This is a genomic window from Zobellella aerophila, from assembly GCF_039539325.1.
In the GTDB taxonomy this organism is placed as follows: Bacteria; Pseudomonadota; Gammaproteobacteria; order Enterobacterales; family Aeromonadaceae; genus Oceanimonas; species Oceanimonas aerophila.
Window position 1 is genome coordinate 20230 of sequence record NZ_BAABCX010000006.1, and the last position, 25924, is coordinate 46153.

Sequence of the window (25924 nt, forward strand, 5' to 3'; positions counted from 1 at the left end):
TAAGTGCAAGAGCCGGATTCAATGATAAGCCTAGTGTGTTTTGTGCGTTGCATTGTTTGTTTTTTATTAATTTTTTACTTTAAAAATATAATATTGATTATATTTTTTTATTTTTTTATTGCGATGCATAAATTGGATGATCCAGGCATTCTCCCTGCACGGCAGGTGTCGGCTATGGTTAAACCGGCCTTCCTGTCCCATGGCGCGATATGCCAGCGGGATGAACTATGCTTACGGCGTTGTCATGCAGATATCGGTGATACCCAGGGGGTAATGATGAGCAACCGAGCAGGCTGGGGAGTACTTGCGTTGATGCTGCTGTCGATTTACGGCTGTGGCAGCAAGCCGACCATGGGCGAGAGGATGATGTCCGATAGCAGGGACGTCGAGGCGTTCGCGGAAATGTGGAACGAAGGCAGTGAGCTGGTGATGGAGGGGGAGAAGCTGCAGGAAAAAGGCGAGCAGCAGGTTGCCGAGGGGAATGAGAACATCAGGGCTGGAAAGCGGCTGATTCAGAGAGGCCAAGGGATGATGGAGCAGAGCGAACGCATATATCAGGGGCGTTTTCCCACCCCGTCTCCATGATCCGGCCAGGGTATGATGCCTGTTGGTAGCGGCGCATCTGGTCGCAGATGTCAGCCCGGCGCCCCGGCCTCATGGGCCTGCTCCAGCACATAGTGCCAGAATTGCTCGGCTTCTTCGGAGCGGGGCGGGAGCATCCGGCAGAGTTCGATATTGAGGACAGGTGCGGGCAGTGTGGGCAGTATCACCAGCTGGCCCTGCGCTATTTCCCGCTGAACCAGGCCGGCCGGCAGCCAGGCGGCGCCGTCCCCCTGCAGGGCTTGGGCCTTCAACCCTTCTCCCAGGGCATTCTCACAGACTGGCTGGTACTTATGATCTCCCAGCTTGGCCAGGCACTCCCGCTGGATCAGCTCACCCAGATAGGCATCCTTGGGGTAGGCCAGCAATTTCAGCGGCCTGTCCTGGTGGGGAGCATGGCGTGGCCGGCCTTCCAAGTCCGGTATGGAAACCGGCACCAGCCTGTCCTGACCCACATGTACGCGCTCTATCTCCTGACGTTCGAGGGGGCTATCGGCGCCGGAGCCGCAAAAGCACAATAAAAAATCCACCGAGCCGGCCAGGAATTGCTCCACCGCATCGTGGTAATGACTGGTATTCAACCTCACCATGCAGTCCCCAATCCGGGGCCGTAAGCCATGCAGCCAGGCGGGGAAAAATGACACCGCCAGCGAGGGCTGGGCGATAAAGCGCAGGCTTTGGTACTCGGCGCTGGTCTGTCTCAGCTGTTCTTTAATCCCGTAGATCTGGCCTAGCAGGGTCTTGGCCTGTTCGAAGAAGGTTTCCCCGGCCTTGGTCAGGCTCATGGGGTAGCGATGACGGTTGACCAGCGGTACTCCCAGCCAGTTTTCCAGGGAGCGGATCCGCCGGCTGAAGGCCGGCTGGGTAACGTTGCGGGCGTCGGCCGCCTTGGAAAAGTTGCCTTGTTCGACCAGGACGACAAAGTCGTGCAGCCACTTGGTTTCCATTGCTTAGCCTGTTAATGGGGTGATAAGGCATTGTATGCCGAAAAGTAACTATGTCCCTAGAAAAAGGCATTGGATAAGCAGAACCCGTCTTCCTAACATATTGCCGTGACTGTTACCCGATAACGAATAAAAACGGAAACGGATAGGTATGGCAGCATGCCAGGGAAGAGGCTCGATTGTCCTTGCCCTGTTGCTGTCTGGAACTAAGCTTAGCAAAGGCGGTAAACATGGCTGTTGACACCACAAATCAGGCGGTAGGCCCAGTGCGCAGACTCGAAGAACTAAGAAAACGTTATTTTCCCGGTGTATGTGTTTCTGTGACCATAGGGATCGCGGCCAGTTTCCTGTCACAACACTATGGCGCGCCGGCCATGCTGATGGCCCTGCTGCTGGGGCTGGCCTTCAACTTCCTGAGCCAGGAGCCCAACTGCCTGCCGGGGCTGGAGCTTTCGGCCAAGACCCTGCTGCGTCTGGGGGTTGCCCTGTTGGGCCTGCGTATTACCTTCGGAGATGTGCTGACCCTGGGGTGGGCGCCGATGCTGATGGTGTGTTCCGCGGTGGTCCTGACCATCGGTTTCGGCATCGTGATGGCGCGTATGCTGGGCTTTTCTTCTTCGTTTGGCACCCTAACCGGCGGCTCCGTGGCCATCTGCGGGGCGTCTGCGGCCATGGCGATCAGCAGTGTGCTGCCCAATGATGAGCAGGCCAAGCGTAATACCCTCTTTACCGTTATCAGCGTCACGACCCTCAGCACCCTGGCGATGATTTTCTACCCCATGATTAGTACCGCCTTGGGATTTACCCCCCAGGAGTCCGGCCTGTTTATCGGTGCCACCATCCATGATGTGGCCCAGGTGGTCGGTGCCGGTTACAGCATGTCCAGTGAAGTGGGTGACTTGAGTACCTTCGTCAAGCTGCTGCGGGTGGCGATGCTGGTGCCTATCGTCATGACCATTGGTGTGGTGATCCGCCGTGCCGCACGCAACAGCGGCGATAGCAGTGGCAAGGGCGTGGCCATCCCGGGCTTCCTGCTGGGCTTTGTCGCCCTGTTCACCCTCAACAGCCTGGGCTGGATCCCTGCCCAGGTTCGCGATCCCCTGGCCGACAGCTCTTCCTGGTTGCTGCTGACGGCGATTGCGGCCCTGGGGGTTCGCACCCAGCTGAAAGATATCCTGTCTGTGGGCTGGAAACCGGTACTGTTGGTGGTGCTGGAAACCCTGTTTATCGCCCTGTTGATCCTGGCCTATATCAAGCTGTTCTAAAGTTTCGATAATTGCCTGACATTGAGCAAACCTGACACCGCGTATCCCTAGATATGCGGTGTTTTTGTGTGAGGGATCGGTTACCGGTTAACACCGCTGAGTCGGCCGACTGGGTGCAAGGTGCCCTTAGGGTGTGTCCCGATACTGTTCATGATTTCGACGCCACCCCAACAGGGGCGCTCAAGGCAGCAGGTGCAACGCATAGTGGGCCTATGGGTAAGCCAGCTAACGCAGAACGCGCCCTGTTGGGGGGCGACCCGAAGGGCTGATGCTGTGCCGCTCCGTTGCGGTGTTGCTTACCGTTGATTTGGGGCCACCAAACTGCGCGGTGCGCGCCTTGCCTCGAAGCGGCACAGCATCAGCGTAATTAACGCACAGTAACGGGACACACCCTAGGGCTGTTTGATACCTGCGATACTCGGACAAAGCGCACTGCTGCGCCGACACGCCGTGAGGACATGACATTTGATGTTTCAACCCACTGCGAACATTCACTGGATGTTCGGTTGGGTTGAAACACCTCGTCACGGCGTGCAAGCTCGCCCCCTGGGGCTCCGCCGCGCCACTGACCGCCATGGACGGCATGTGTCGAGCGTCACAGGGATGTGCCGAGCGTGTCGGTGGAGGTAGCCCTGCTGCTTCGCTAAGTGGTAACAGGCCGTCTTGCAAAGATCGTAAACAGGTTCTTAGGTGGTAATGCGAGTCAGGAAGGGCTTCCTCCCTGCGCGACCCGCGCCCCCCCCTTTTTTGAGAGCCGTCAGGCAGTCATGAGGCCAGTCCCGTTAACTGAATGACATCCGGCTTGGCGTTCACGGCACGAGTCGAGCCGGAGAGGCCTGGATGGTGGGCGAATCCGAAGCCGGGCCGACTTACTCCACCCGCTCGGGATAAGCGAGAAGCACCGGAGTTGACCGGGTCATGTCGTTGTGGGTCTGGCGGAGAGGCGGTCATCCGGGAAAGGGGGAAGACCGGCGGCATAAATAAATCAGGCCCGCCGAAGCGAGCCTGTGAAAGGAGTAAAAGACCTGGCTTGGACTCAGTTGCCATCCCAGGCGGCAATGACGGCGCGCTCGTCGTCTGTCATCCCGGTGATGTTACCCAGCGGCATATATTTGCTTGCCGTTACCTGCTTGATGCTCTCGGCCTGCAGTTTCAGATGCTCCGGCGAGTCCAGCAGCACGCCCAGGGGCGCAGAGGCAAAACCCGGCTGGGTCGGTTGTGCTGCATGGCACTGAACACAACGGCTTTCCATGATCTCCAGTACTTGGGCCAAGCTTGCCTCACCGTCGTCTTCATCTACCACGGCGGACGTCGCGGATACATCCTGCGACTGGACGGCAGGCGAGCTGACGGTCGGGGCCTTGGCATCGGTAGGTGCACCCAGCCATACCACCACCAGGATCAGCGCCACACCGGCAACCGGGTAGGCAGGCTGGTGTTTGCCCGCATGCATCAGTACGAAGTACTGGCGGATCAGGGCTCCGGCAAAGATAAACAGTGACATGATCACCCAGGCATCGGCATGGGTATAGGTGAAGGAGTAGTGGTTGCTGAGCATCAGCAATACCACCGGCAGGGTAAAGTAGGTGTTATGCACCGAGCGCTGCTTGCCGCGTTTGCCATCGAGGGGGTTCGGGGTCTCGCCAGCCTTCATGGCGTTCACCATGCGGCGCTGGCCGGGGATGATCCAGAAGAATACGTTGGCGGACATGGCGGTCGCCATGACGGCACCGGTCAGCAGGAAGGCGGCGCGACCGGAGAAGATGTGGGTGCTCAGGTAGGCGACCACGACCATCATCACTGCGACGGCAATACTCAGGATACCGTCCCGTTCCATGTTCGGGCTGATGCGTTTACAGAGTTCGTTATAGACCACCCAGCCGAACAGCAGGAAGGCCAGGGCGGCGATATTGGCCTGCCAGCCGACCATGTTGGCGGCCCATTCCCAGGGGCTGTTGGGGTTAACCAGGTAAAAACTGGGTTTGGTCAGGTAGAGCAGGGCAAACAGGCCGAAACCGGACAGCCAGGTGGTGTAGGATTTCCAGAATGACCAGTGCAGGTCTTCCGGCAGCTCTTCCGGGCTGCTGGCATATTTCTGATTGTGGTAGAAACCACCACCGTGGACCGCCCACATTTCTCCGAATACCCCTTTCTTCTTGCAGGCCTCGGACTTGGGTGGCTTAAGGCCATTATCGAGCATGACGAAATAGATGGACTCGCCCACCCAGGCGATAGCGGCGATGACGTGCAGCCATCTCAGCAACAAGTTACCAAATTCCAGCAGATACGCTTCCATGGTATTACCTTCTCTGTTTCATATTTATTACTTGGACCCTAGCGCATCGAAACAGATGCCCAGCTTGCGTCGAGCTGGGTGCTGAGACCACATGCGCTGCCTTTTGGTTCAAACTGTATACTTTTTAAATATTGAAATGTTGACAATTTGACACTGAATTTTTTTCAATTATATGACGAATGTCAATGTTATTTAACAATGAATTTAGCTTGGTCGCTAAAAAAATCTGAAATTTATCGTTTTTATTCGTTTAAAAATCAATATTATCATATGGTTGCATGTTTTACTCGCGATCGGTCAAATTTTCTTTATGTGGAGGTAAATTGGCTGGTCCCGCGCTTAATGACATCATGATAGCGGATATTGGAAGCCAGCGAGTGTAAAAAGGGAGGTGGAGTGTTCGCCCTGCTGCCGGGCTCCTTGTATACAGCTGTTGCGGGCCGGGGCGCCGGGCTGGTTCAGCCCATGTCACCCGTGGCACCCCGGTGTGTTTGAAACAACGCCACCCTGGCTGCCAGCAGCCGGTGCAGGGGCGCCGGAGCAAACCGGGGAGACAGGCGATGCAGCACATGGGCCAGGCTTTCCAGGGTGGAAAGGGCCTGCCCCCCCGGGCCTTTGCGTATCGCATAGGCACCGGCGGGAGCCTGGCTGAAACTCAGGGTGGGCAGTTGCCGCAGCCAGGGATTGAGGTACAGCAGACGGCGGGTTTTGCGCCAGGTGCCGTCCAATACCACCAGCCCCCCTATCTCGGCCCGGAGCCGGGCCGGTTCTGCCCGGTCCACATCCAGCGCCTGGGCGCCTGGATACAACAGCCACCAGCGGCCGCTTGCCGGTTCAGGTAAAGGGTCCAGCGTTTCCGCTACCACTACCCGCAGCTCGGGCATGGCCAGGCGCAGCAGAGGCACGGTACTTTTGGCATGCCTCGCCTCGAGCGGATGTTGAAGGATCAGCACGGGGAGAGGACAAGGCTGGGGAGTAACCTGGTGGCACAGACAGGCGTTCAGTGGCAACCGACAGCCATGGCAGTAATGACGGGACATGATTCAAGATGATTTATCTGCTGAAAACGTCATGATAACGACAAGTCGGGGAGGGATGAAGCCTGCGGGAGCGGGAACTTTGATACGGGCAGGCTGCCGCAGCGAGCCTGCGGGCACGATCTGTTGATTGAGGATCCGCCGCGGATCGGAGACAATAGATGCAGTTTATCTGTCGCTCATCGAGTGAAGCGCGCTTTGCCGCCTTGACTCCATCATCAAAGTAGAAGATCGCCGACCATGTCATCACCGCAATTTCTGCAGGAAGTCGCCAAAAGACGGACTTTCGCCATCATTTCGCACCCGGATGCGGGTAAAACCACCATCACCGAAAAGGTGTTGCTGCACGGGCGCGCCATCCAGACCGCCGGTACCGTTAAGGGCCGGGGCTCGAGCCAGCATGCCAAGTCCGACTGGATGGAAATGGAAAAAGAGCGGGGTATCTCGGTGACCACCTCGGTGATGCAGTTCCCCTATAACGACAGCCTGGTCAACCTGCTTGACACCCCCGGTCACGAAGATTTCTCGGAAGATACCTACCGCACCCTGACTGCGGTGGACTCCTGCCTGATGGTGATCGATGCGGCCAAGGGCGTTGAGGACAGGACCCGCAAGCTGATGGAGGTCACCCGGCTGCGCGACACCCCCATCGTCACCTTTATGAACAAGCTCGACCGCGATATCCGTGATCCCATGGAAGTGCTGGATGAAGTGGAAAACGAGCTCAAGATCATGTGTGCCCCCATCACCTGGCCCATCGGCAGCGGCAAGCTGTTCAAGGGGGTGTATCATCTGCACCGGGACGAAACCATCCTCTACAAGTCCGGCCAGGGTCATACCATCCAGGAGGTACGCATCGTCAAGGGACTGGATAATCCCGAGCTGGATGAGGCGGTGGGCAGCGATCTGGCCGACCAGCTGCGGGAAGAACTGGAGCTGGTGATGGGGGCGTCGCACGAGTTCGACAAGGAACTGTTCCTGTCCGGCGAGCTGACCCCGGTGTTCTTCGGCACCGCGCTCGGTAATTTCGGGGTCGATCATATGCTCGACGGTCTGACTTCTTGGGCGCCGGCGCCGATGCCGCGCCAGACCCACGAACGCGAAGTGGAAGCGGGCGAAGAGAAGTTCTCCGGCTTTGTCTTCAAGATCCAGGCCAACATGGATCCCAAGCACCGGGACCGTATCGCCTTTATGCGCATCGTCTCCGGCAGATACAGCCAGGGCATGAAGATGAAGCACGTGCGCCTCGGCAAGACAGTCAGCATCTCCGACGCGGTCACCTTTATGGCCGGCGACCGGGAGCGGGCGGAAGAAGCCTTTGCCGGCGACATTATCGGCCTGCATAACCACGGCACCATCCAGATCGGCGACACCTTCACCCAGGGCGAGGATCTCAAGTTCTCCGGCATCCCCAACTTTGCCCCCGAGCTGTTCCGCCGCATCCGCCTGCGCGATCCACTCAAGCAAAAGCAGCTGCTCAAGGGTCTGGTTCAGCTGTCGGAAGAAGGTGCGGTGCAGGTATTCCGTCCGCTCGACAACAACGACTTGATCGTCGGCGCCGTCGGCGTGCTGCAGTTTGACGTGGTGGTGGCCCGCCTGAAGTCCGAATATAACGTGGATGCCATGTACGAGGCGGTGAACGTCTCCACCGCTCGCTGGGTCTATGGCAAGGATGCCAAGAAGCTGGACGAGTTCCAGCGCAAGATGTCGCTCAACCTGGCGCTCGACGGCGGAGACAACCTCACCTACATAGCCCCGACCATGGTCAACCTGAACCTGACCCGGGAGCGCTATCCGGACATCGAGTTCAGCAAGACCCGCGAACACTAAGCCGAAGCCGCCTGCGGGCTAGTGCCGGTCAGTTAACGGGATGGGTTGGCTTTCAAGCCGACCTTCTGCGCCAGGGATGGCGCAGCAGAGCCCCCAGGGATGGGTTTACGGCGTGTCGGCGGGAAGCTAATCAATCCCGTTTTACGCTTAACTAACAAGCATGAAGCCGCCTGCGGGCGGCTTTTTTGTACCAGGAAAGCCAGAGTTTCGCCCCCTAAGGGCATCATCGATATTACACTGAGGGCAGGAGGCACAGATGAAATGGATCCGCCGCTGGTTGGCCAACTATGATGCCTGGTGCCGGGAATGGGGCCTGCTGCCGGAACACCGGCGTTCCTGTACCCCGCGCCGAAAGGAGCCCGAATGAAACTGACCGACAGCCACTGCCACCTGGATTTCGACCGCTTCGACCCGGACCGAGATCGGGTGATCCAGAACGCGGCCGCCAAGGGCGTGCAGCGGATTGTCATTCCGGGTACCGAGTCTCACCGCTGGCCCAAGCTGCACGCCCTGGCGAGTCTTTATCCCGGGATCTTCTACGCCGTCGGCGTTCATCCCTGGTTTCTCCACGACGAACCGGCCGACTGGCGGCAGCAGCTGGCGGAACGGCTCGGCCAGCGTCCTGCCAAGCTGGTGGCGGTGGGGGAGATTGGCCTGGACGCCGCCGTCGATCTGCCGATGACCCAACAGCAGGATTTTTTCCAGGCTCAGCTGCGCCTGGCCGCGGATCATGCCCTGCCGGTGATCCTCCATGCCCGCCAGACCCATGAACCCATCCTCAAGCAACTGCGTCGCTTCCGCCCCCCTGGTGGCGTTATCCATAGCTTTTCCGGCTCGCTGCAGCAGGCCGAAGCCTACATCGAACTGGGCTTCAAGCTGGGGGTAAGCGGAGTAATCACCTATGAGCGGGCAGCCAAGACCCGCCAAGTGATGGCCCAGGTGCCGTTGGAAGCCCTGGTGCTGGAAACCGATGCCCCGGATATGCCCCTGTGCGGCTGTCAGGGCCAGCGCAATGAACCGGTGCGGGTGACCGACATCCTCGCCACCCTGGCTATACTCAGGGGCGAGAGTGAGGATTCGATCGGAGCGGCAACGGAGGCAAATGTCGGCAGGCTGTTCGCCTTGCCGGCCTGAGTGTACTCCTTAAAAAAACGTTTTCGTTCTAATATTTGATATTTTCTCCGCCATATCCGCGTCGATTTCCGCATGCTCACTACTCAGTGGTAAGGCAACACGTATAATGCCCAACCTTGATGGCAGGCTGTCCGCCTGATCCGTAACCGCTCATTACAGAGGAAGGAATCAGATGACATTGATCATGAGTCTGGTCGGGATGGCGACGCTTGTGCTAATCGCCGTATTGTTCTCCAACAACCGCAGGGCCATCCGCCTGCGTACCGTGGGCGGGGCCTTCGCCATCCAGGCGAGTCTGGGTGCTTTCGTGCTCTATGTGCCTGTGGGCAAAGACATACTGCAGGCCATCTCCGGCGGCGTGTCCCAGGTCATTACTTATGCCCAGGACGGCATGGGCTTCCTGTTCGGGGGCCTGGTCGGCGATGCGGCCTTCGCGAGCGGCTTGGGCTTTATCTTCGCCCTCAAGGTATTGCCGATCATCGTGTTCTTTTCTTCCCTTATCGCCGTGCTTTACTACCTAGGCATCATGCAGTGGATCATCCGGATCCTCGGTGGCGCCCTGCAAAAAGTGCTGGGCACCTCGCGCACCGAGTCCATGTCGGCGACCGCCAATATCTTTGTGGGCCAAACCGAGGCCCCCTTGGTGGTCCGGCCCTTTATCGCCAAGATGACTAACTCCGAGCTGTTCGCGGTGATGTGTGGCGGCCTGGCCTCGGTCGCCGGCTCCGTGCTGGCCGGCTACGCCTCGCTGGGGGTGCCCATGGAGTACCTTATCGCCGCCTCCTTTATGGCCGCCCCCGGTGGCCTGCTGTTCGCCAAGCTGATCATGCCGGAGACCGAAAGTGTCGATGTGGATGAGTCCAGCGTCAATGCGGATATGCCGGCGGAAGATCGTCCCGCCAACGTGATCGATGCCGCTGCCGCCGGTGCCACTTCCGGCATGATGCTGGCGCTGAATGTGGGTGCCATGCTGTTGGCCTTTATCGGCCTGATCGCACTGATCAACGGCATGCTGGGCGGAGTGGGTAACTGGTTTGGCATGGACAACCTGAGCCTGGAGCTGCTGCTCGGCTGGCTGTTTGCGCCGCTGGCCTTCCTGCTGGGAGTACCCTGGGAAGAAGCCACCATCGCCGGCTCCTTTATCGGCCAGAAGCTGGTGGTCAACGAATTCGTCGCCTATATCAACTTCGCCCCTTACCTGACCGATGAACTGCTGATCGAAGGTACCGGCCTAGCCATGTCCGAGCACACCAAGGCGATTATCTCCTTCGCCCTGTGCGGCTTCGCCAACCTGTCGTCGGTGGCCATCCTGCTCGGCGGCTTGGGCGGCATGGCGCCGAACCGCCGCCACGACATCGCCCGTTTCGGCCTGAAGGCGGTGCTGGCCGGCACCCTGTCCAACCTGATGTCCGCCACCATCGCCGGTTTCTTCCTGGCGCTGGCGGCCCTGTAAACTAAAAGAGTGACTTGTTCATGCAGGCTGACGAGCGGTAAAAGGGCTCCTCTGACACGCCATGGTCTAAGGCCGCCTTCGCAGGTTGACGGCTGCGAACATTCACCGGATGTTCGGTCCGTCACCCGGCTCGGTGCAGCCAGCAAGCTGCCCCATGGGGGCTCCGCTGCGCCACTGACCGACATGGATGGCGGAAATGTCGAAAAATGCAGGAAGCATTTTTCGACCTTGGCACAGAGCGGTTGAGCTGATCCCTTTCACCGCTCCTTAATTACCGGCGTTGCTTCGGGAAGACTCCTGTATATGCGTCGGCAACCTGCCATCGGCGGTACATAGGCCTACATTTGCGGTTAAATGGAATTAATCACCTCTTCAAGGAACCAAGTCCGCTCGCTTATAACCTGATAGTGAAGACTGGAGAAGCATATGACAGAAATACAAGTTGCCGCCCGCCAGGCCCTGGGCCTGATGGACCTGACCACCCTCAACGACGACGATACCGATGCCAGGGTGGTCGAGCTGTGCCGGCAGGCGGTCACGCCCGCCGGCAACACCGCCGCCATCTGCATCTACCCGCGTTTCATTCCCGTTGCCCGCAGAGCCCTGCGCGAGCTGGGCGTGGAAGCTGAAGTGAAGATCGCCACCGTGACTAACTTCCCCCTGGGCAACGATGACATCGAGATAGCCGTGGCCGAAACCCGTGCCGCCATCGCCTACGGTGCCGATGAAGTCGACGTGGTTTTTCCCTATCGCGCCTTACTGGCCGGTAACGAGGAAGTGGGCGTTGAACTGGTCAAGGCCTGCAAGGCCGCCTGCGGCGAGGTGTTGCTGAAGGTGATTATCGAGAGCGGCGAGCTGAAGGAGCCGGCGCTTATCAAGCGCGCCTCCGAGCTGGCCATCGAGGGCGGCGCCGACTTTATCAAGACTTCCACCGGCAAGGTGCCGGTCAATGCCACCCTGGAAGCCGCCGACATCATGCTCCGGGTGATCCGCGATGCGGGCCGGGACATCGGCTTCAAGCCGGCCGGGGGCGTGCGTAGTGCCGAAGAAGCGCAGGACTATCTGCGGCTGGCAGCACGCATCATGGGCGCCGGCTGGGTTAGCCCCCGGCACTTCCGCTTCGGTGCCTCCAGCCTGCTGACCAACCTGCTGCACACCCTGGGCGTCGATGATAAGGACGCACCGGAGGGAGGCTACTGATGCTGCCCCAGGAAATCATCCGCCATAAGCGGGACGGCCGGGAACTCAGCCCGGAGGAGATCGCCTTCTTCGTCAAGGGCATCGGTGACGGCAGCATCAGCGAAGGCCAGATAGCCGCCTTCGCCATGGCGGTGTATCTGAACGACATGAGGGATCAGGAACGCATCGCCCTGACCCTGGCGATACGGGACTCGGGTGACCTGTTGAGCTGGTCCGACATGGGCCTGCACGGGCCCGTGCTCGACAAGCACTCCACCGGCGGGGTCGGGGACCTGGTGTCGCTGGTACTGGGCCCCTGGGTGGCCGCCTGCGGTGCCCATGTACCGATGATCTCCGGCCGTGGCCTGGGCCATACCGGGGGCACCCTGGACAAGCTCGAGTCGATCCCCGGTTACGACATCACCCCGTCCAACGCCGACTTTCGCCGCCTGGTCAAGGAGGTGGGGGTGGCCATTATTGGCCAGACCGGCAGCCTGGCGACCGCCGACAACCGTCTGTACAGCGTGCGTGATGTGACCGCCACCGTCGAATCGATCCCGCTGATCGTCGCCTCCATCCTCGGCAAAAAACTGGCCTGTGGCCTGGATGCCCTGGTGATGGACGTGAAGCTGGGTTCGGGTGCCTTTATGCCCAATGCCTCCGCCTCCCGGGAGCTGGCCGAGGCCATAGTGACGGTGGCCAATGGCGCCGGCACCCCGACCCGGGCGCTGCTCACCGATATGAACCAGGTACTGGCCAACAGTGCCGGCAATGCGGTGGAAGTGACCGAGGCCATCGCCATGCTCAAGGGAGACATCCGTACCGGCCGTTTGTTTGAGGTGACCCAGGCCCTGGCGGTGGAAATGCTGTTGGCGGGCAGGCTGGCCGAGGACGAGGATGAAGCCAGGGGTAAGCTGTATGGTGCCTTGAGTTCGGGCCAGGCGGCGGAGCGTTTCGAACGCATGGTGGCCAGCCTGGGCGGACCAAGCGACATCCTCGACAACGCCGGCAAATATCTGCCCGAGGCGGCCGTTATCCGCCCCGTTTATCCCGAGCAGGCAGGCTATGTGGCCGACATGGATATTCGTGCCGTCGGCATGGCGGTGGTGGAGCTGGGCGGTGGACGCCGCCGGCCCGAGGATAACATCGATCACAGCGTGGGCCTGACCCAGATAGTGGGTATCGGTGACCGGCTCGATACCCAGACTCCGCTGGCCTTTATCCATGCTCGTAGCGAAGACGATTATGCCGTCGCCGCCCGACAGCTGCGTGAGGCCATCACCGTGGGGGAAAAGGAAGAGGCCCCCAGGATGATCTATGACGTGATCCGCCCCAAGGAGGAAAAATGAAACGCGCAATCGTATTGGTGCTCGACTCTTTCGGTATCGGTGCCGCCGCAGATGCCGCCCAATTCGGCGATGTGGGGGCCGACACCCTGGGTCATATTGCCGAGGCCTGTGCCCGCGGCCAGGCCGACAACGGCCGGCAGGGACCGCTCCGGCTGCCCAACCTGGGCCGGCTGGGCCTGTTCCACGCCCATCAGGAAAGCACCGGCCGGTTTGCCGAAGGCATCACCCTGCCGGAGCGGCTGACCGGCAGCTACGGTTATGCCCGTGAGCTGTCTTCCGGCAAGGATACCCCGTCCGGCCATTGGGAAATCGCCGGTGTGCCCGTGTTGTTCGACTGGGGCTATTTCCTGGACGAACGCGACAGCTTCCCGCCAGAATTGCTGGACGCGCTAATCGAACGTGCCTGCTTGCCCGGCATACTGGGCAACTGCCATGCCTCCGGCACCGCCATACTCGAACAATTGGGCGAGGAGCATATCAAAACCGGCAAGCCGATTTGCTACACCTCGGCCGATTCGGTGTTTCAGATTGCCTGCCATGAACAGAGCTATGGCCTGGAGCGCTTGTACCGGTTGTGCGAGATTGCCCGGGAAGCCCTGATGCCCTACAACATAGGCCGGGTGATCGCCCGGCCGTTCAAGGGCGAGAGTGCCGCCGATTTCGAACGTACCGGCAACCGTCGCGATTACAGCATAGCGCCGCCGGCGCCGACTCTGTTGCAGAAGCTGGTGGATGAAAAAGGCGGCGAGGTGGTGTCCATCGGCAAAATCGCCGACATCTATGCCCACCTCGGCATTAGTCGCAAGGTCAAGGCCACGGGGATGGATGCGCTGTTCGACAGCACCCTGGATGAAATCAGGCGGGCGGGGGATGACACCTTGGTGATGACCAACTTCGTCGACTTCGATTCCAGCTACGGCCATCGTCGCAATGTGGCCGGCTATGCCGCCGAACTCGAAGCCTTCGACCGCCGCCTGCCGGAGTTGTTGGCCCTGCTGCAACCGGATGACCTGCTGATCATGACCGCCGATCACGGCTGTGATCCTACCTGGACCGGCACAGATCACACCCGTGAGCATATCCCGGTGATCTGTTCCGGCGGCGGCCTCAAGCCCGGCTCGTTGGGCGGGCGCGACACCTTCGCCGATATCGGCCAGACCCTGGCCAGCTACTTCGGTGTCAGCCCGATGGATTACGGCAAGTCGTTTTTGTAAGCGCCGATGGTGGTTGGGCCTGGGCTGACCAGCCCCGGTGTTCCGACCCTGTCGGTCTATCTCACTGCTATTTTGGAAAGATTAACGAGGAATTTTATGGCTACACCCCATATCAATGCCGAGCGCGGCGACTTTGCCGGTACTGTCATCATGCCCGGCGATCCGCTGCGGGCCCAATATATCGCCGACAATTTCCTCAGCGATGTCAGGCAGGTCAACAAGGTGCGCAACATGCTGGGCTTTACCGGCAGCTACCAGGGCCGGGCCATCTCGGTGATGGGCCACGGCATGGGCATCCCCTCGGTGTCCATCTATGCCAAGGAACTGATCACCGAGTTCGGGGTGAATACCCTGATCCGGGTCGGCTCCTGCGGCGCGGTGCGTGACGATGTCAACCTGATGGATGTGGTGATCGGCATGGGCGCCAGCACCGACTCCAAGGTCAACCGCAGCCGCTTCAAGGATCATGATTTCGCCGCCATCGCCGACTTCGGGCTGGTTGCCAACGCGGTGACCGCCGCCAAGGCCAAAGGGGTGCCGCTCAAGGTGGGTAACCTGTTCTCCGCCGACCTGTTTTACTCGCCCCAACCCGAGTTGTTCCAGCTGATGAAACAGTACGGCATCCTGGGCGTGGAGATGGAAGCGGCCGGCCTCTATGGGGTGGCTGCGGAGTTCGGTGCCCGGGCCTTGACCATCTGCACCGTCTCCGATCATATACTGCGCCATGAGGCGCTGAGTGCGGATGAGCGCCAGACCAGCTTCAACGATATGATCTCCGTGGCGCTGGAGTCGGTGCTGCTGGGTAACTAAGTCACCGTCCGCCGGCGCAGCCTGCCCAGCACAATCCAGAGCAGGGCACCGCCGGCGGCACAAAGCGGCAGCAGCCAGCGCAGGTGCAGCTCCAGCTGGAGCAGTAATTGCTGATGCTGCTGGTGGATGCTTTGCTTTGCCAGGGTCAACCGCAAGAATCCCAGCGGTCTGTCTTGCAGGTAAAGCGGTCGCACATAAGGGCTGCCTCCCGCCTCTGTCGGCTGTGTACCGGCCCGGGCCAGCATCCGCCCCTGGCTGTCATACAGCCGGGCGGCCAGGATCAGACGGGCCGCCGCCAATTCATCCACCAGCTGTTGCTGCAGTTCGCTGTCTTCTGCCTGAATCGCCCGGACTGCCTGGGCCTGCGCGTAGTCGCTCAGGGTGTCGGCCAGTTGGCGCTGGGGCAGCAGCAGCCAACTTTGCCCCGCCTCGGACAAGCGTGCCAGGTGCCAGCCGACGGGCAGCACAATAATCAGTGATATCAAGAGGATAAGCAGGTAGCGAGGCATAACCGGTGTTTTTTGATGAAGAGGGCCCATATTGTCCCTTGCCTGGAGAAAAAGCAATACGCTACCCTGAAGCCCCCAGATTTGCATAAACAAAGGACATAAACGTGGCGTTGCCAATGGATACATTACCCGAACGGCTCCAGGAATGGCCTCCTATCCTCAATGATGGCCGCTACCTGTGCCACCCCCAGCATCTGAGCCTCGGACGGCTGGAACAGAGCGAAGCCGTGCTGGTGCTGTTGGCCGAGCGGTTGACCAAGACCGCGCTGAACGCCAGCCTGGCGGTCCTGGCCGGGCAGGATATAGAGGTAGAGCTGGTCGGCATCAAGCGGGTGGCGGAGCGGGAGCTGGTGAGCCTGCGGCTGTCCCATTGGCATCCCGAGCTCAAGTTCCAGCTGGAAGCGGTGGCCAGTGATTGGGATCTGGCCTGCCTGCCATCTCTGCCGGACAGCCGGCAGCCCGGCCTGGTGCTGATGGACATGGACTCCACCGCCATTCAAATCGAATGCATAGATGAAATCGCCAAGCTGGCCGGGGTCGGTGAGCAGGTATCAGCCATCACTCGGGCGGCGATGGAAGGCGCCCTGCCGTTTTCCGAAAGCCTGCGCCGGCGGGTCAAGGCGCTGGCCGGTGCCGACGCGGCCATTATCGAGCAGGTGATCGGCCGCATGCCGCTGATGCCGGGGCTGACCACCCTGGTGACCGGCCTGCAGGACATGGGCTGGAAAGTGGCCATCGCCTCCGGCGGCTTCACCGCCTTTGCCTGCCATCTGCAGCAGCAGCTGGGACTGGATGCGGTGTTTGCCAATACCCTGGAAGTGCGCGACGGCAAGCTGACCGGCGAGGTGCTGGGCGCCATCGTGGATGCGGATGCCAAGGCCAACATACTGGTGGATCTGGCCCATGAATATGGCCTGCCCATGAGCCAGACGGTGGCCATCGGCGACGGCGCCAATGATCTGGCTATGCTCGGCCATGCGGGACTGGGGGTGGCGCTGCACGCCAAGCCACTGGTACGGGAAAAGGCGCCTGTATGCCTCAACCATCTTAGCCTGGAAGGGGTCTTGTGCCTGCTGCAGGCCGATTCCTCCCCTAAATAACTGATACAAATACCGCACCACTCGAGACAGTGGTCAGGAGCCGACAAGCAGACCCTCCGCGCCATGGATGGCGCGGCGGAGCCCCCAGGGAAGGGTCTACGGCGTGTCTGTCTTCGGACCTGACCGCTGTAGCACGATTAAAATCAGTTAGTTAACTGACAGGTATTTCGTTCATAACCGGATCCTGATTACGCCATGGCCAAGACCAAAACCGCCTACGTCTGTAATGAATGTGGCGCCGAGTTTCCCCGCTGGCAGGGGCAATGCTCCGAATGCAAGGAGTGGAACACCGTCAGTGAAATCCGCCTAGCACCGGCCGCCGGTAACCGCAACAGCCGCTTCTCCGGTTATGCGGGGACGCAGGATAACCAGGTGCAGGTGCTCAGCGAGATAGCCCTGACCGACATTCCCCGGCTCGCCAGCGGCTTCAGGGAGCTGGATCGGGTGCTGGGCGGGGGACTGGTGCCCGGCTCGGCGATCCTGATCGGGGGCAACCCGGGGGCGGGCAAGAGTACCTTACTGTTGCAGGTGATGTGCGGGCTGGCCCGCCGCATGAAAACCCTCTATGTCACCGGCGAGGAGTCGCTGCAGCAAGTGGCCATGCGCGCCCAGCGTCTGGGCCTGCCCAATGATCAGCTGCGCATGCTGTCGGAAACCAGCGTCGAGCAAATTTGCCATATCGCCCGGGAAGAGCGGCCGGCAGTGATGGTGATCGACTCTATCCAGGTGATGCATGTGAGCGACGTGCAGTCGGCGCCGGGCTCGGTGTCCCAGGTGCGGGAAGCCGCCGCCCAGCTGACCCGTTTCGCCAAGCAGCAGGGCGTGGTGATCCTGATGGTCGGCCATGTCACCAAGGATGGTACCCTGGCCGGCCCCAAGGTGCTGGAACACTGCATCGACTGCTCCGTATTGCTTGATGGCGGTAACGACAGCCGGTTTCGTACCCTGCGCAGCCATAAGAATCGCTTCGGTGCGGTCAACGAGCTGGGGGTGTTCGCCATGACCGAAACCGGCATGAAGGAGGTCAGCAACCCGTCGGCCATCTTCCTCAGCCGGGGCGAGGAGCAGACCACCGGCTCGGTGGTGATGGTGATCTGGGAGGGTACCCGGCCGCTGTTGGTCGAGTTGCAGGCGCTGGTGGATTATTCCCAGCTGGCCAATCCCAGGCGGGTGACGGTGGGGCTGGAGCATAACCGCTTGGCGTTGCTGCTGGCGGTACTGCATCGGCATGGCGGCCTGCAGATGGCGGATCAGGATGTGTTCGTCAATGTGGTGGGTGGGGTCCGGGTGGAAGATACGGGCGCGGATCTGGCGCTGTTGCTGTCCCTGGTTTCCAGCTTTCGGGACAAGCCGCTGCCCAAGGAACTGGTGGTGTTCGGCGAGGTGGGGCTGTCCGGCGAAATCCGGCCGGTGGCCTCGGGCCAGGAACGGCTGATGGAAGCGGCCAAGCACGGCTTTACCCGCGCCATCGTGCCCTGGGCCAACAGACCTAAACAGTCACCCGAGGGGATGGAAGTGATCGCGGTGAAGAAGCTGGATGAGGCCCTGGCCGCCCTCTGACAGGAAGGCGGCCGCCATGCTCAGGCCGGTTGCTGGTTATCCAGCCTGGCCAGCAGGTTCAGCGCCGACACCATCTTGTCTTCCAGCTCGAAGCGCTCTTCCAGCACCTCGCCCAGCCGGTTCAGATCCTGATCTAGTTCCAACAGGGTTTCTTCATCGGCGGCTTCGGCGTATTTATCGTGGAAATACAGTGCTTCTTCGGTATTTTCCTTGATGCTGGGGTAGATGCGTTCGGCCATCAGCCGGGCGTCCCCCTGGGCGGCCTCGTAGGCGGCGAGCACATAATCGTAAATCTCGAAATGGCCGGCAGAGACATAGTCGACCAGCTGACCACAAAACTCCTGTAGCTCTTCCTGAGAGGGCAGGGTCTTGTGCTTGTCAGAAAGGTGGATATAGTCAACCAGCAGGCTCTGACGTGCATTCAGGAAAGAGTCCAGGGCCTGATGTTTACCCGACCACTGCTCTTTTGTTTTTTCTATTTTCCTTAGCATAATTCCCTCCATGGGCTGCCCGGACGAAGCACAGCGATACAGATATAAGTAAAGAAAACTTCTGCCTTGGTCAATAGCCAGACTCACAAGATGGGAGTCAATTCGCTATTATTTGTTACTCCTATGTAGCCCCCGTGTTGCCGATAACTGGTATCCTGTTTTCTGGTTTAGTTTTTCATATCATCGGGCTCTGGTGATAGAATAACGCCAATTTGCCAGCCTATCCGGGAAGACAGGATGAATACTTTAAAAAACGATCGCTATCTACGAGCCCTCTTACGCCAGCCGGTGGAGCAGACGCCGGTATGGATGATGCGCCAGGCGGGGCGTTATCTGCCCGAATACAAGGCCACCCGGGCTCAGGCCGGCGACTTTATGTCTTTGTGCAAAAATGCCGAGCTGGCCTGTGAGGTGACCCTGCAGCCGCTGCGTCGTTTTCCCCTGGATGCGGCCATCCTGTTCTCCGATATCCTGACCATTCCCGATGCCATGGGCCTGGGGCTGTATTTTGAAACCGGCGAGGGTCCCCGCTTCGAACGCCCCATCACCTCCATGGCGGATGTACAAAAGCTGGGCGTGCCGGATCCGGAAGGGGAACTGGCCTATGTGATGAACGCGGTGCGTACCATTCGCCGGGAATTGAAGGGCGAGGTGCCGTTGATCGGCTTCTCCGGCAGTCCCTGGACCCTGGCGACCTATATGGTGGAAGGCGGCAGCAGCAAGGCGTTTACCAAGATCAAGAAGATGATGTATGCCGAGCCGGCAGCCCTGCACCTGTTGCTCGACAAGCTGGCCGACAGCGTCATTGCCTACCTTAATGCCCAGGTGGCCGCCGGCGCCCAGTCGCTGATGGTGTTCGATACCTGGGGCGGTGTGCTGAGCCCCAGGGATTACCAGGATTTCTCGCTGCAGTATATGGCTAAGATCGTCGATGGCCTGGTGCGGGAGAATGAAGGCCGCCGGGTGCCGGTCACCCTGTTTACCAAAAATGGCGGCCAGTGGCTGGAGGCCATCGCCGGTACCGGTTGTGATGCCGTCGGCCTGGACTGGACCATCAATATCGCCGACGCCAAGCGCCGGGTCGGTGACAAGGTGGCGCTGCAGGGCAATATGGACCCGTCCATGCTCTACGCGCCGATCCCCCGCATCGAGCAGGAAGTGGCCGGCATACTGGATGGTTTCGGCAAGGGGCCGGGCCATGTGTTCAACCTGGGCCATGGCATTCACCCTGATGTGGATCCGGCGCACGCCGGCGCCTTTATCGAAGCGGTGCAGCGGTTGTCCCGGTCTTACCACCAGGCATAGCAATAGGGAAAGTAAAAAAGCGCCGCGAGGCGCTTTTTTTTTATGGTGTCCGCTTAACCGGCAAAGCCGCGTTTGTACTGTTCGACCCGGCTCAGGAACTGTTGGCGTTCGCTGCCGTTCAGGCCTTCGGCCATCGGCAGCTTGACCTGCCGGGGGTCGACCGGGCGATTATTGACATGGAATTCATAATGCAGGTGCGGGCCGGTGGAGCGGCCCGTGTTCCCGGACAGGGCGATGCGCTGACCACGGCTGACCTTGTCGCCTTTTTTTACCAGAAGGCGGCTCAGGTGCAGGTAACGGGTGCTGTACTGGCGGCCATGGCGGATCACCAGGTAGATGCCCGCCGCGCGATGGCGGGTGGCCTTGACCACCACACCGTCACTGGTGGCGATGACGGGGGTGCCGACCGGTACGGCGAAATCGGTGCCGTTATGGGGCTGTACCCGGCCGGTGACCGGGTGCTTGCGGGTTAGGTTGAAATTGGAACTGATCCTGGCGTTTCGTTCAAGCGGGGTTCGGATAAAACCGCGTTCCAGGCTGTCGCCGTTTTCATCGTAGAATTTGCCGTCCTCATGACGAAATGCCATTAGGGTTTTCCCCCGATTGGTGATCTGGGCGGCCTTGAGTTCGGATTTACCGGTATTCTGGCCATTTACAAACTCCCGTTCGACCACCACCTTGAAGGTATCGCCCTGCTGCAGGTCGCGGGAAAAGTTCATCTGCCATTGAAACAGGTTGGCGATGCGCTGGATCTGGGTGGCCGACAGGCCGGCGTTGCGGCCGCTGATGTAGAAACTGCCGTTGATGACTCCGCTCAGGCTGCGGGATTCCCAGCTGCTTTCTTCGGTTTCCAGCGTACTTTCGAATTGATTTCCCGCCAGGGTGAAGATGCGGGTGTGCAGCAGATCCCGCTTGATTTTGAGCTGTTGCAACTGGTTGTCGGCGTCGATCAGCAGCGACAGGACCTGGCCCGGGTTAATGCCGTTCAACGAACGGGCCTTGTCGGCTTCCAACAGGGTGTACATGGTGCCCAGGGGCAGGCCCAAACCGTTAAAGATGCTGCTCAGGGTGTCGCCGGGTTGTACCACATATTCCTGCCATTCAGGTTCATCCGATACTATGGTATCGAGCGCATCAACCGGCTCAACCGGCCCGATTTCATCATGGGTGAGGGTAAAGAACTCAGTGTTGTTTACCTGGGTTTTTGCTTCTTTGGGGAGGTTTAGGCTGGCCGGCAGGCTGATCTTGATGGGTTGCTCAATCAGATCGTTGGGAGTGGGCATCATGACCGCCGTCGACAGGGTCAAACCGCTCAACAAGACCAGGCCATACTTGTGCCGCTTAGGTAATTGGGTGGGTATTTCCTGCAGTAATGTCTGTATCGGGCGGAGTGGATTCATCCGGGTTACCTGTGCCTGTTGGTCTCTTAATGTGAATGCAAAAACTGCTCTATACTCCTGAATCTTTCTACAGGCGATAAAACGGCAAGTTTTTATGAAAAAATAGACTCGCAGAGCGACTCAATCGGAATTAGTTTAAGTAAGTCTAAAAATAGTTCCCCAGTATACCGTTTTTTTTCTCATTTGGTGAGTAAACAATCGGCCATGCTGTTGGCCAGCTGTCGCATAAAGGCAAAATATCCTTGTGTATCAACCCGTATATCGGTGGCCAGGGGATCCAGGATGCCCACCCTGGCAGGGGTATTGCGCACCACCGCCTGCAGTACCGCCGGCCTGAACTGGGGCTCGGCAAAGACGCAATGGGCCTTGGCTTCACTCAGCGCCTGATGGATACGGCTCACCGTCTTGGCGCCGGGTGAGCGTTCCGGGTTGATGGTGAAATGGCCGAGGGAGGGGATCCGGTAATGCTTTTCCCAGTAGCCATAGGCATCGTGAAACACGAAATAACCCTGGTTTCTGGCCGGGGCCAGTTGCTCCATGATTTCCAGATCGACTTGAGCCAGGCCTGTCTTGAATTGCTCCAGGTTGTCTCGATAGCGGGCGGCATTGGCTGGATCCAGTTTGCTTAGCCGTTCGGCCAGCAACTCGGCGATGTGCTGCGCATAATGGGGATCCAGCCAGACATGGGGATCCCGGCCACCGTGCCGATGGTCATCATGTGCTTCGGTGTGCTTATCGATGACCGCGGCCTTATGCTGATGTTCTGCATGTTCTGCATGTTCTGCATGTTCTGCATGTTCTGCATGTTCTGCATGTTCTTCGTGTTCCGCATGGGTCTCACGAGGCGGCAGCCGGGCCAGCACCGGCAGGCTGTTGGGCTGGTTGCCCAACAGCGGTGTTAAAAACGGCTCCAGTTCGGGCCCGACCCACAGCACCAGTTCTGCCTGATCGATGCGTCTCAGATCGGATGGTCGCAGGGCATAATCGTGGGGTGAGGTACCCGGCTTGAGCAGCAACTCGGTGGTTGCGGCCCCATCTGTGATGGCGGTGGCAATCAACTGCAGGGGCTTGACGCTGGCCAGCACCTCTACGGCTGTTGCCTGGGCGTGCAGCAGAAGGCCCAGGGCCAGGGTATATAACACTTTCATTGACGGGATCCGCTCGATTGATGGTGGAGTTCGGTGAATTGGCAATGTTATAATATAACAAACATTTTTGTAAAGGCAGGAGCCCATGACAAAACTGGTGGAGTTGACCGATGTGGGTCTGACTGCCGAGAATACGGTGATTCTGGAGCGGATTTCCTTTGCCTTGCACCGGGGGGAGATACTCACACTGGTGGGGCCGAACGGCGCCGGCAAGAGTTCGCTGGTCAAGCTGGTGCTGAAGCTTAAAGTGGCCACGGCCGGGACCCTGTGGCGAAAGTCAGGGCTGCGGATCGGTTATGTGCCGCAAAAATTGCACCTGGATCCGGTGTTGCCGCTGACGGTCGCCCGCTTCCTGAGCCTGGCCCACGGCCGGCGCATCACGGTGGCCCGGGCGTTGGCCATGGTGGGGGCCGAGCGGCTGGCCGAGCGGGCCATGCAGGCCCTGTCGGGAGGGGAGATGCAGCGGGTGCTGCTGGCCCGGGCCTTGATGATGGAGCCGGAGCTGCTGATCCTGGATGAGCCGGCCCAGGGCGTCGATGTCCATGGCCAGACCGAGCTGTATGCGCTGATCAAACAGATCAGCGACCAGCTTAACTGCGGTGTGCTCATGGTATCCCACGACCTGCACCTGGTGATGGCCAGCACCCATCAGGTGATTTGCCTGAACCAGCATATTTGCTGCCACGGTGAGCCGGAACATGTGGCTCGTCATCCGGAGTTTGCCCGTCTGTTCGGCCGCCCCGAACTGGCCCAGCTGGCTGTTTATACCCACCATCACGACTGTGACGATGAGCACCACGGAGATGTTCGCCATGTGGGATAGTTTTTTGCTGTATGGCCTGCTGGCAGGGATCGGCATCGCCGCGTTGGCGGGTCCCCTGGGCAGTTTCGTGGTATGGCGGCGGATGGCCTATTTCGGCGATACCCTGGCTCATTCCTCCCTGCTGGGGGTGGCGCTGGGGTTGTTGTTACAGATAGATCTCACCCTGGCGGTGCTGGTGGCCTGCCTGATCCTGGGAATCATGCTGGCGGCCCTGCAGAGATCCAGCTGGCTGGCCAATGATACCCTGCTCGGCATCCTGGCCCATACCGCCCTCTCCCTGGGCCTGGTGGCGCTGGCCTTTATGGACAATGTGCGGGTCGATCTGATGTCCTACCTGTTCGGTGACCTGCTGGCGATCCAGCCGATGGACCTGTACTGGATTTACGGGGGCGGATTGCTGCTGCTGTTGGTATTGCGCCGTTACTGGAGCCAGTTGCTGTCGATCACCGTCAGCGAGGAGCTGGCCCGGGTCGAAGGGGTTAGGGTCGAGGCGCTGAAACTGCTGCTGCTGCTGATGATCAGCGTGCTGATCGCGGTGGCGATGAAGTTTGTCGGTGCCCTGATCATCACTTCTTTACTGATCATTCCCGCCGCCACCGCCCGTCGTTTCAGCCGCACCCCGGAACAGATGGCGCTCTACGCCATCGGCCTGGGGGTGTTGTCGGTATTGGGCGGTCTGCAGCTGTCTATTTCCCATGACACCCCGGCCGGCCCTTCGGTGGTGGTGTCCGCCGCCTCGCTGTTCTTGATTAGCCAGCTGTTACCCAAGAAGGGCTAGGGGGTGTCCCGTTCCCGGGCCGATGTGGCAGCCCGTTGGATTACCCGGAAAAGTCATGAGATTGGTTGGCCAACAGTGCCTGAGTGCGTGCCTTCAGTTCCGGCAGCAGGGTTTCGGTAAACCAGGGGTTCTGGCTCAGCCAGCGCCGGTTACGGGGTGAGGGATGGGGCAGGGGGATGCGTGCGGGGGCGTATTGCTGCCAGTTCCGCACCGTTTCGGTCAGGGTGGCATAGCCTTCTCCGGCCAGGTAATAGCGCTGGGCGTAGCGGCCGATCAACAGGGTCAGCTCGATATTGGGCAACTGTTCCCATAATTGCCGGTGCCAGGCGGGGGCGCACTCGGGACGGGGCGGCAGATCGCCGGACTTGCCCTTGCCCGGGTAACAAAAGCCCATGGGCATGATGGCGAACAGCTCCGGGTTGTAAAACTGCTCCCGGTTGACTCCCAGCCAGCTCCTCAGGTTATCGCCCGAGGCATCGTTCCAGGGCAGGCCGGTCTGATGTACTTTGAGCCCGGGCGCCTGGCCGATAATCACGATGCGCGCCTGGCGGGCTATCTGCACCACGGGCCGGGGGCCGAGGGGCAGATGGGCGGTACAGATCTGACAGTTGCGTACCCGCACCAGCAGTTTGTCTAATGATTCGGTCACGTTATCCCGTCCGTTCCATCAATATCCCAGGTCGAAGTTCACCAGCCCTTCCATCGGTTTGCCCTCGATAAACTTCAGATAGTTGCGGCAGAAGCGGCCCACTATCTGGTCGGGAAAGCTATAACCGGCATTATGGGGGGTGACGATGACATTGGGCATATCCCACAGCAGGCTGTCCGCCGGCAGCGGCTCGGTGGCAAATACATCCAAGATGGCGGCGCCGATACGGCCATTGCGCAGGGCCTGGATCAGGGCGGTTTCATCCACCGCATCACCCCGGCCGACATTAAAGAAAATCACCCCGGGCCTAACGTGACTGAGCCGTTCGGCATCGAACAGGTTGCGGGTTGCGGGGGTTGAAGGCACCACGCTCACCAGGATATCGGCCTTGGGCAATACCTTGTTCAGGGCCTGTACCTGGTAGGTTCGCTCGTATCCTGGCGCCTCCCGCCCGGAGCGGCTGACGCCGAGCACTGTGATGCCGAACTGCCTGGCGGTGCCGGCGATATGTTGGCCTATACTGCCGGTGCCGACGATCAGCATGGTCTTGCCTTGCAGGCTCTGATAGGGGATCGGCTGCCAGTTATGGTGCCGCTGTTGTTCGCGGTAATGACGCAGGTGGCGGGTGACCGACAGCAGGTGGGCAAAGACGTACTCGCTGACCAGGGGGCCGAAAATGTCCCGCACATTGGTCAGCCGGTAATCATGGCGGCAGCCGGGGGTCAGCAGGGTGTCTACCCCGGCGTAGGTGGACTGGGCCCACTTCAGGGCGCGGGCCTCTTTTAGCCAAGGCTTAAGGCGGACCGGTTCGCCCAGCAGGATATCGGCAATGGGCAGGGCGGCCTGGATTTCACCTTGCTGCTTGGGGGCGACTATGGTCAGGCCGGGCAGGTAGGCCTGTTTTAACAGGGCATGATATTGTTCGTTGTCCTGGCTGAGCAGTAGCAGGGTATGAGTAGACATACCTTAATCTCCTCAATGTGCTTCTTGTAAGACCTTTTTATGAGACAATGGCATATGCACAGACTTATACCAGGGTTTCCCTCGCAA

At 59.8% G+C, this 25924-nt stretch carries 24 protein-coding genes; 15 read left to right on the forward strand and 9 right to left on the reverse strand.

Annotated elements, in window-relative coordinates; translation table 11 throughout:
* Window positions 1-21: 21 nt before the first annotated feature.
* On the forward strand, window positions 22-585 hold the full coding sequence (locus tag ABD806_RS15775) for a hypothetical protein (RefSeq protein ID WP_344959748.1): 564 nt from the start codon (window positions 22-24) through the stop codon (window positions 583-585).
* Window positions 586-635: 50 nt separating this feature from the next.
* Here ABD806_RS15775 and ABD806_RS15780 read toward each other — a convergent pair whose 3' ends face one another.
* Entirely contained in the window at window positions 636-1547 is a 912-nt protein-coding gene (locus ABD806_RS15780; RefSeq protein WP_344959749.1) for a LysR family transcriptional regulator, read from the reverse strand.
* Window positions 1548-1774: 227 nt separating this feature from the next.
* Between ABD806_RS15780 and ABD806_RS15785 the strand changes: the two genes are divergently transcribed.
* Entirely contained in the window at window positions 1775-2809 is a 1035-nt protein-coding gene (locus ABD806_RS15785) for a YeiH family protein (RefSeq protein WP_344959750.1), read from the forward strand.
* 1036 nt (window positions 2810-3845) lie between these two features.
* On the opposite strand, the gene ABD806_RS15790 is transcribed toward ABD806_RS15785, so the two are convergent.
* A complete protein-coding gene (locus ABD806_RS15790) occupies window positions 3846-5105 on the reverse strand; it encodes a urate hydroxylase PuuD (protein WP_344959751.1) in 1260 nt (419 codons plus the stop codon).
* Between the two features lie 458 nt (window positions 5106-5563).
* Window positions 5564-6145 carry a tRNA-uridine aminocarboxypropyltransferase gene (locus ABD806_RS15795; protein WP_344959752.1) on the reverse strand — a complete coding sequence of 194 codons (582 nt, stop codon included), beginning with the start codon at window positions 6143-6145 and terminating at the stop codon, window positions 5564-5566.
* A gap of 237 nt (window positions 6146-6382) precedes the next feature.
* On the opposite strand from ABD806_RS15795, the gene prfC reads away from it, so the two are divergent.
* The 8 genes from prfC (at window position 6383) to deoD (ending at window position 15111) form a co-directional block, all read left to right on the forward strand.
* Entirely contained in the window at window positions 6383-7972 is a 1590-nt protein-coding gene (gene prfC, locus ABD806_RS15800; RefSeq protein ID WP_344959753.1) for a peptide chain release factor 3, read from the forward strand.
* A 256-nt stretch (window positions 7973-8228) separates the two neighbouring features.
* Window positions 8229-8339 (forward strand): DUF5363 family protein, encoded by a 111-nt coding sequence (locus ABD806_RS15805; RefSeq protein ID WP_344959754.1) that lies wholly within the window; start codon window positions 8229-8231, stop codon window positions 8337-8339.
* Entirely contained in the window at window positions 8336-9106 is a 771-nt protein-coding gene (locus ABD806_RS15810) for a TatD family hydrolase (RefSeq protein ID WP_344959755.1), read from the forward strand. Before ABD806_RS15805 ends, ABD806_RS15810 begins: the two co-directional genes overlap by 4 nt.
* A gap of 172 nt (window positions 9107-9278) precedes the next feature.
* A complete protein-coding gene (locus tag ABD806_RS15815) occupies window positions 9279-10559 on the forward strand; it encodes a NupC/NupG family nucleoside CNT transporter (RefSeq protein WP_344959756.1) in 1281 nt (426 codons plus the stop codon).
* 426 nt (window positions 10560-10985) lie between these two features.
* Complete coding sequence (deoC, locus tag ABD806_RS15820) at window positions 10986-11759, forward strand: deoxyribose-phosphate aldolase (RefSeq protein WP_344959757.1); 774 nt, start codon at window positions 10986-10988, stop codon at window positions 11757-11759.
* Window positions 11759-13087 carry a thymidine phosphorylase gene (gene deoA / locus ABD806_RS15825; protein WP_344959758.1) on the forward strand — a complete coding sequence of 443 codons (1329 nt, stop codon included), beginning with the start codon at window positions 11759-11761 and terminating at the stop codon, window positions 13085-13087. The genes deoC and deoA overlap by 1 nt, the downstream gene beginning before the upstream one ends.
* On the forward strand, window positions 13084-14301 hold the full coding sequence (locus tag ABD806_RS15830) for a phosphopentomutase (RefSeq protein WP_344959759.1): 1218 nt from the start codon (window positions 13084-13086) through the stop codon (window positions 14299-14301). Before deoA ends, ABD806_RS15830 begins: the two co-directional genes overlap by 4 nt.
* 96 nt (window positions 14302-14397) lie before the next feature.
* Window positions 14398-15111 (forward strand): purine-nucleoside phosphorylase, encoded by a 714-nt coding sequence (gene deoD, locus ABD806_RS15835; protein ID WP_344959760.1) that lies wholly within the window; start codon window positions 14398-14400, stop codon window positions 15109-15111.
* Here deoD and ABD806_RS15840 read toward each other — a convergent pair.
* Window positions 15108-15596, reverse strand: coding sequence for a hypothetical protein (locus tag ABD806_RS15840; RefSeq protein WP_344959761.1), 489 nt, complete (start codon window positions 15594-15596; stop codon window positions 15108-15110). The two genes, deoD and ABD806_RS15840, sit on opposite strands and share 4 nt — an antisense overlap.
* Window positions 15597-15730: 134 nt before the next feature.
* On the opposite strand from ABD806_RS15840, the gene serB reads away from it, so the two are divergent.
* The gene (gene serB, locus ABD806_RS15845; protein WP_425583157.1) at window positions 15731-16720 is read left to right on the forward strand and encodes a phosphoserine phosphatase SerB; all 990 of its coding nucleotides are present in this window, start codon (window positions 15731-15733) and stop codon (window positions 16718-16720) included.
* Window positions 16721-16915: 195 nt separating this feature from the next.
* Window positions 16916-18280, forward strand: a complete 1365-nt coding sequence (gene radA / locus ABD806_RS15850) for a DNA repair protein RadA (protein WP_344959763.1) — start codon at window positions 16916-16918, stop codon at window positions 18278-18280.
* Between the two features lie 20 nt (window positions 18281-18300).
* Here the strand turns inward: radA and rsd are convergent, their stop codons facing one another.
* On the reverse strand, window positions 18301-18771 hold the full coding sequence (gene rsd / locus ABD806_RS15855) for a sigma D regulator (protein WP_344959764.1): 471 nt from the start codon (window positions 18769-18771) through the stop codon (window positions 18301-18303).
* Window positions 18772-19008: 237 nt separating this feature from the next.
* Here rsd and hemE point away from each other — a divergent pair, with 237 nt between their 5' ends.
* On the forward strand, window positions 19009-20076 hold the full coding sequence (gene hemE, locus ABD806_RS15860; protein ID WP_344959765.1) for a uroporphyrinogen decarboxylase: 1068 nt from the start codon (window positions 19009-19011) through the stop codon (window positions 20074-20076).
* 53 nt (window positions 20077-20129) lie between these two features.
* Here hemE and mepM read toward each other — a convergent pair whose 3' ends face one another.
* Both mepM and znuA read right to left on the reverse strand, forming a co-directional pair.
* Complete coding sequence (mepM, locus tag ABD806_RS15865; protein ID WP_344959766.1) at window positions 20130-21476, reverse strand: murein DD-endopeptidase MepM; 1347 nt, start codon at window positions 21474-21476, stop codon at window positions 20130-20132.
* Between the two features lie 179 nt (window positions 21477-21655).
* Window positions 21656-22624: a zinc ABC transporter substrate-binding protein ZnuA gene (gene znuA / locus ABD806_RS15870; RefSeq protein WP_344959767.1), complete on the reverse strand. Its 969-nt coding sequence runs from the start codon at window positions 22622-22624 to the stop codon at window positions 21656-21658.
* An 85-nt stretch (window positions 22625-22709) separates the two neighbouring features.
* Here znuA and znuC point away from each other — a divergent pair, with 85 nt between their 5' ends.
* A complete protein-coding gene (znuC, locus tag ABD806_RS15875) occupies window positions 22710-23447 on the forward strand; it encodes a zinc ABC transporter ATP-binding protein ZnuC (protein WP_344959768.1) in 738 nt (245 codons plus the stop codon).
* Window positions 23437-24225, forward strand: coding sequence for a zinc ABC transporter permease subunit ZnuB (gene znuB / locus ABD806_RS15880; RefSeq protein ID WP_344959769.1), 789 nt, complete (start codon window positions 23437-23439; stop codon window positions 24223-24225). The genes znuC and znuB overlap by 11 nt, the downstream gene beginning before the upstream one ends.
* A 40-nt stretch (window positions 24226-24265) precedes the next feature.
* On the opposite strand, the gene ABD806_RS15885 is transcribed toward znuB, so the two are convergent.
* Together ABD806_RS15885 and ABD806_RS15890 are read right to left on the reverse strand one after the other, a co-directional pair.
* On the reverse strand, window positions 24266-24874 hold the full coding sequence (locus ABD806_RS15885; RefSeq protein ID WP_344959770.1) for a uracil-DNA glycosylase family protein: 609 nt from the start codon (window positions 24872-24874) through the stop codon (window positions 24266-24268).
* 18 nt (window positions 24875-24892) lie between these two features.
* A complete protein-coding gene (locus ABD806_RS15890; RefSeq protein ID WP_344959771.1) occupies window positions 24893-25837 on the reverse strand; it encodes a D-2-hydroxyacid dehydrogenase in 945 nt (314 codons plus the stop codon).
* Between the last annotated feature and the right edge of the window lie 87 nt (window positions 25838-25924).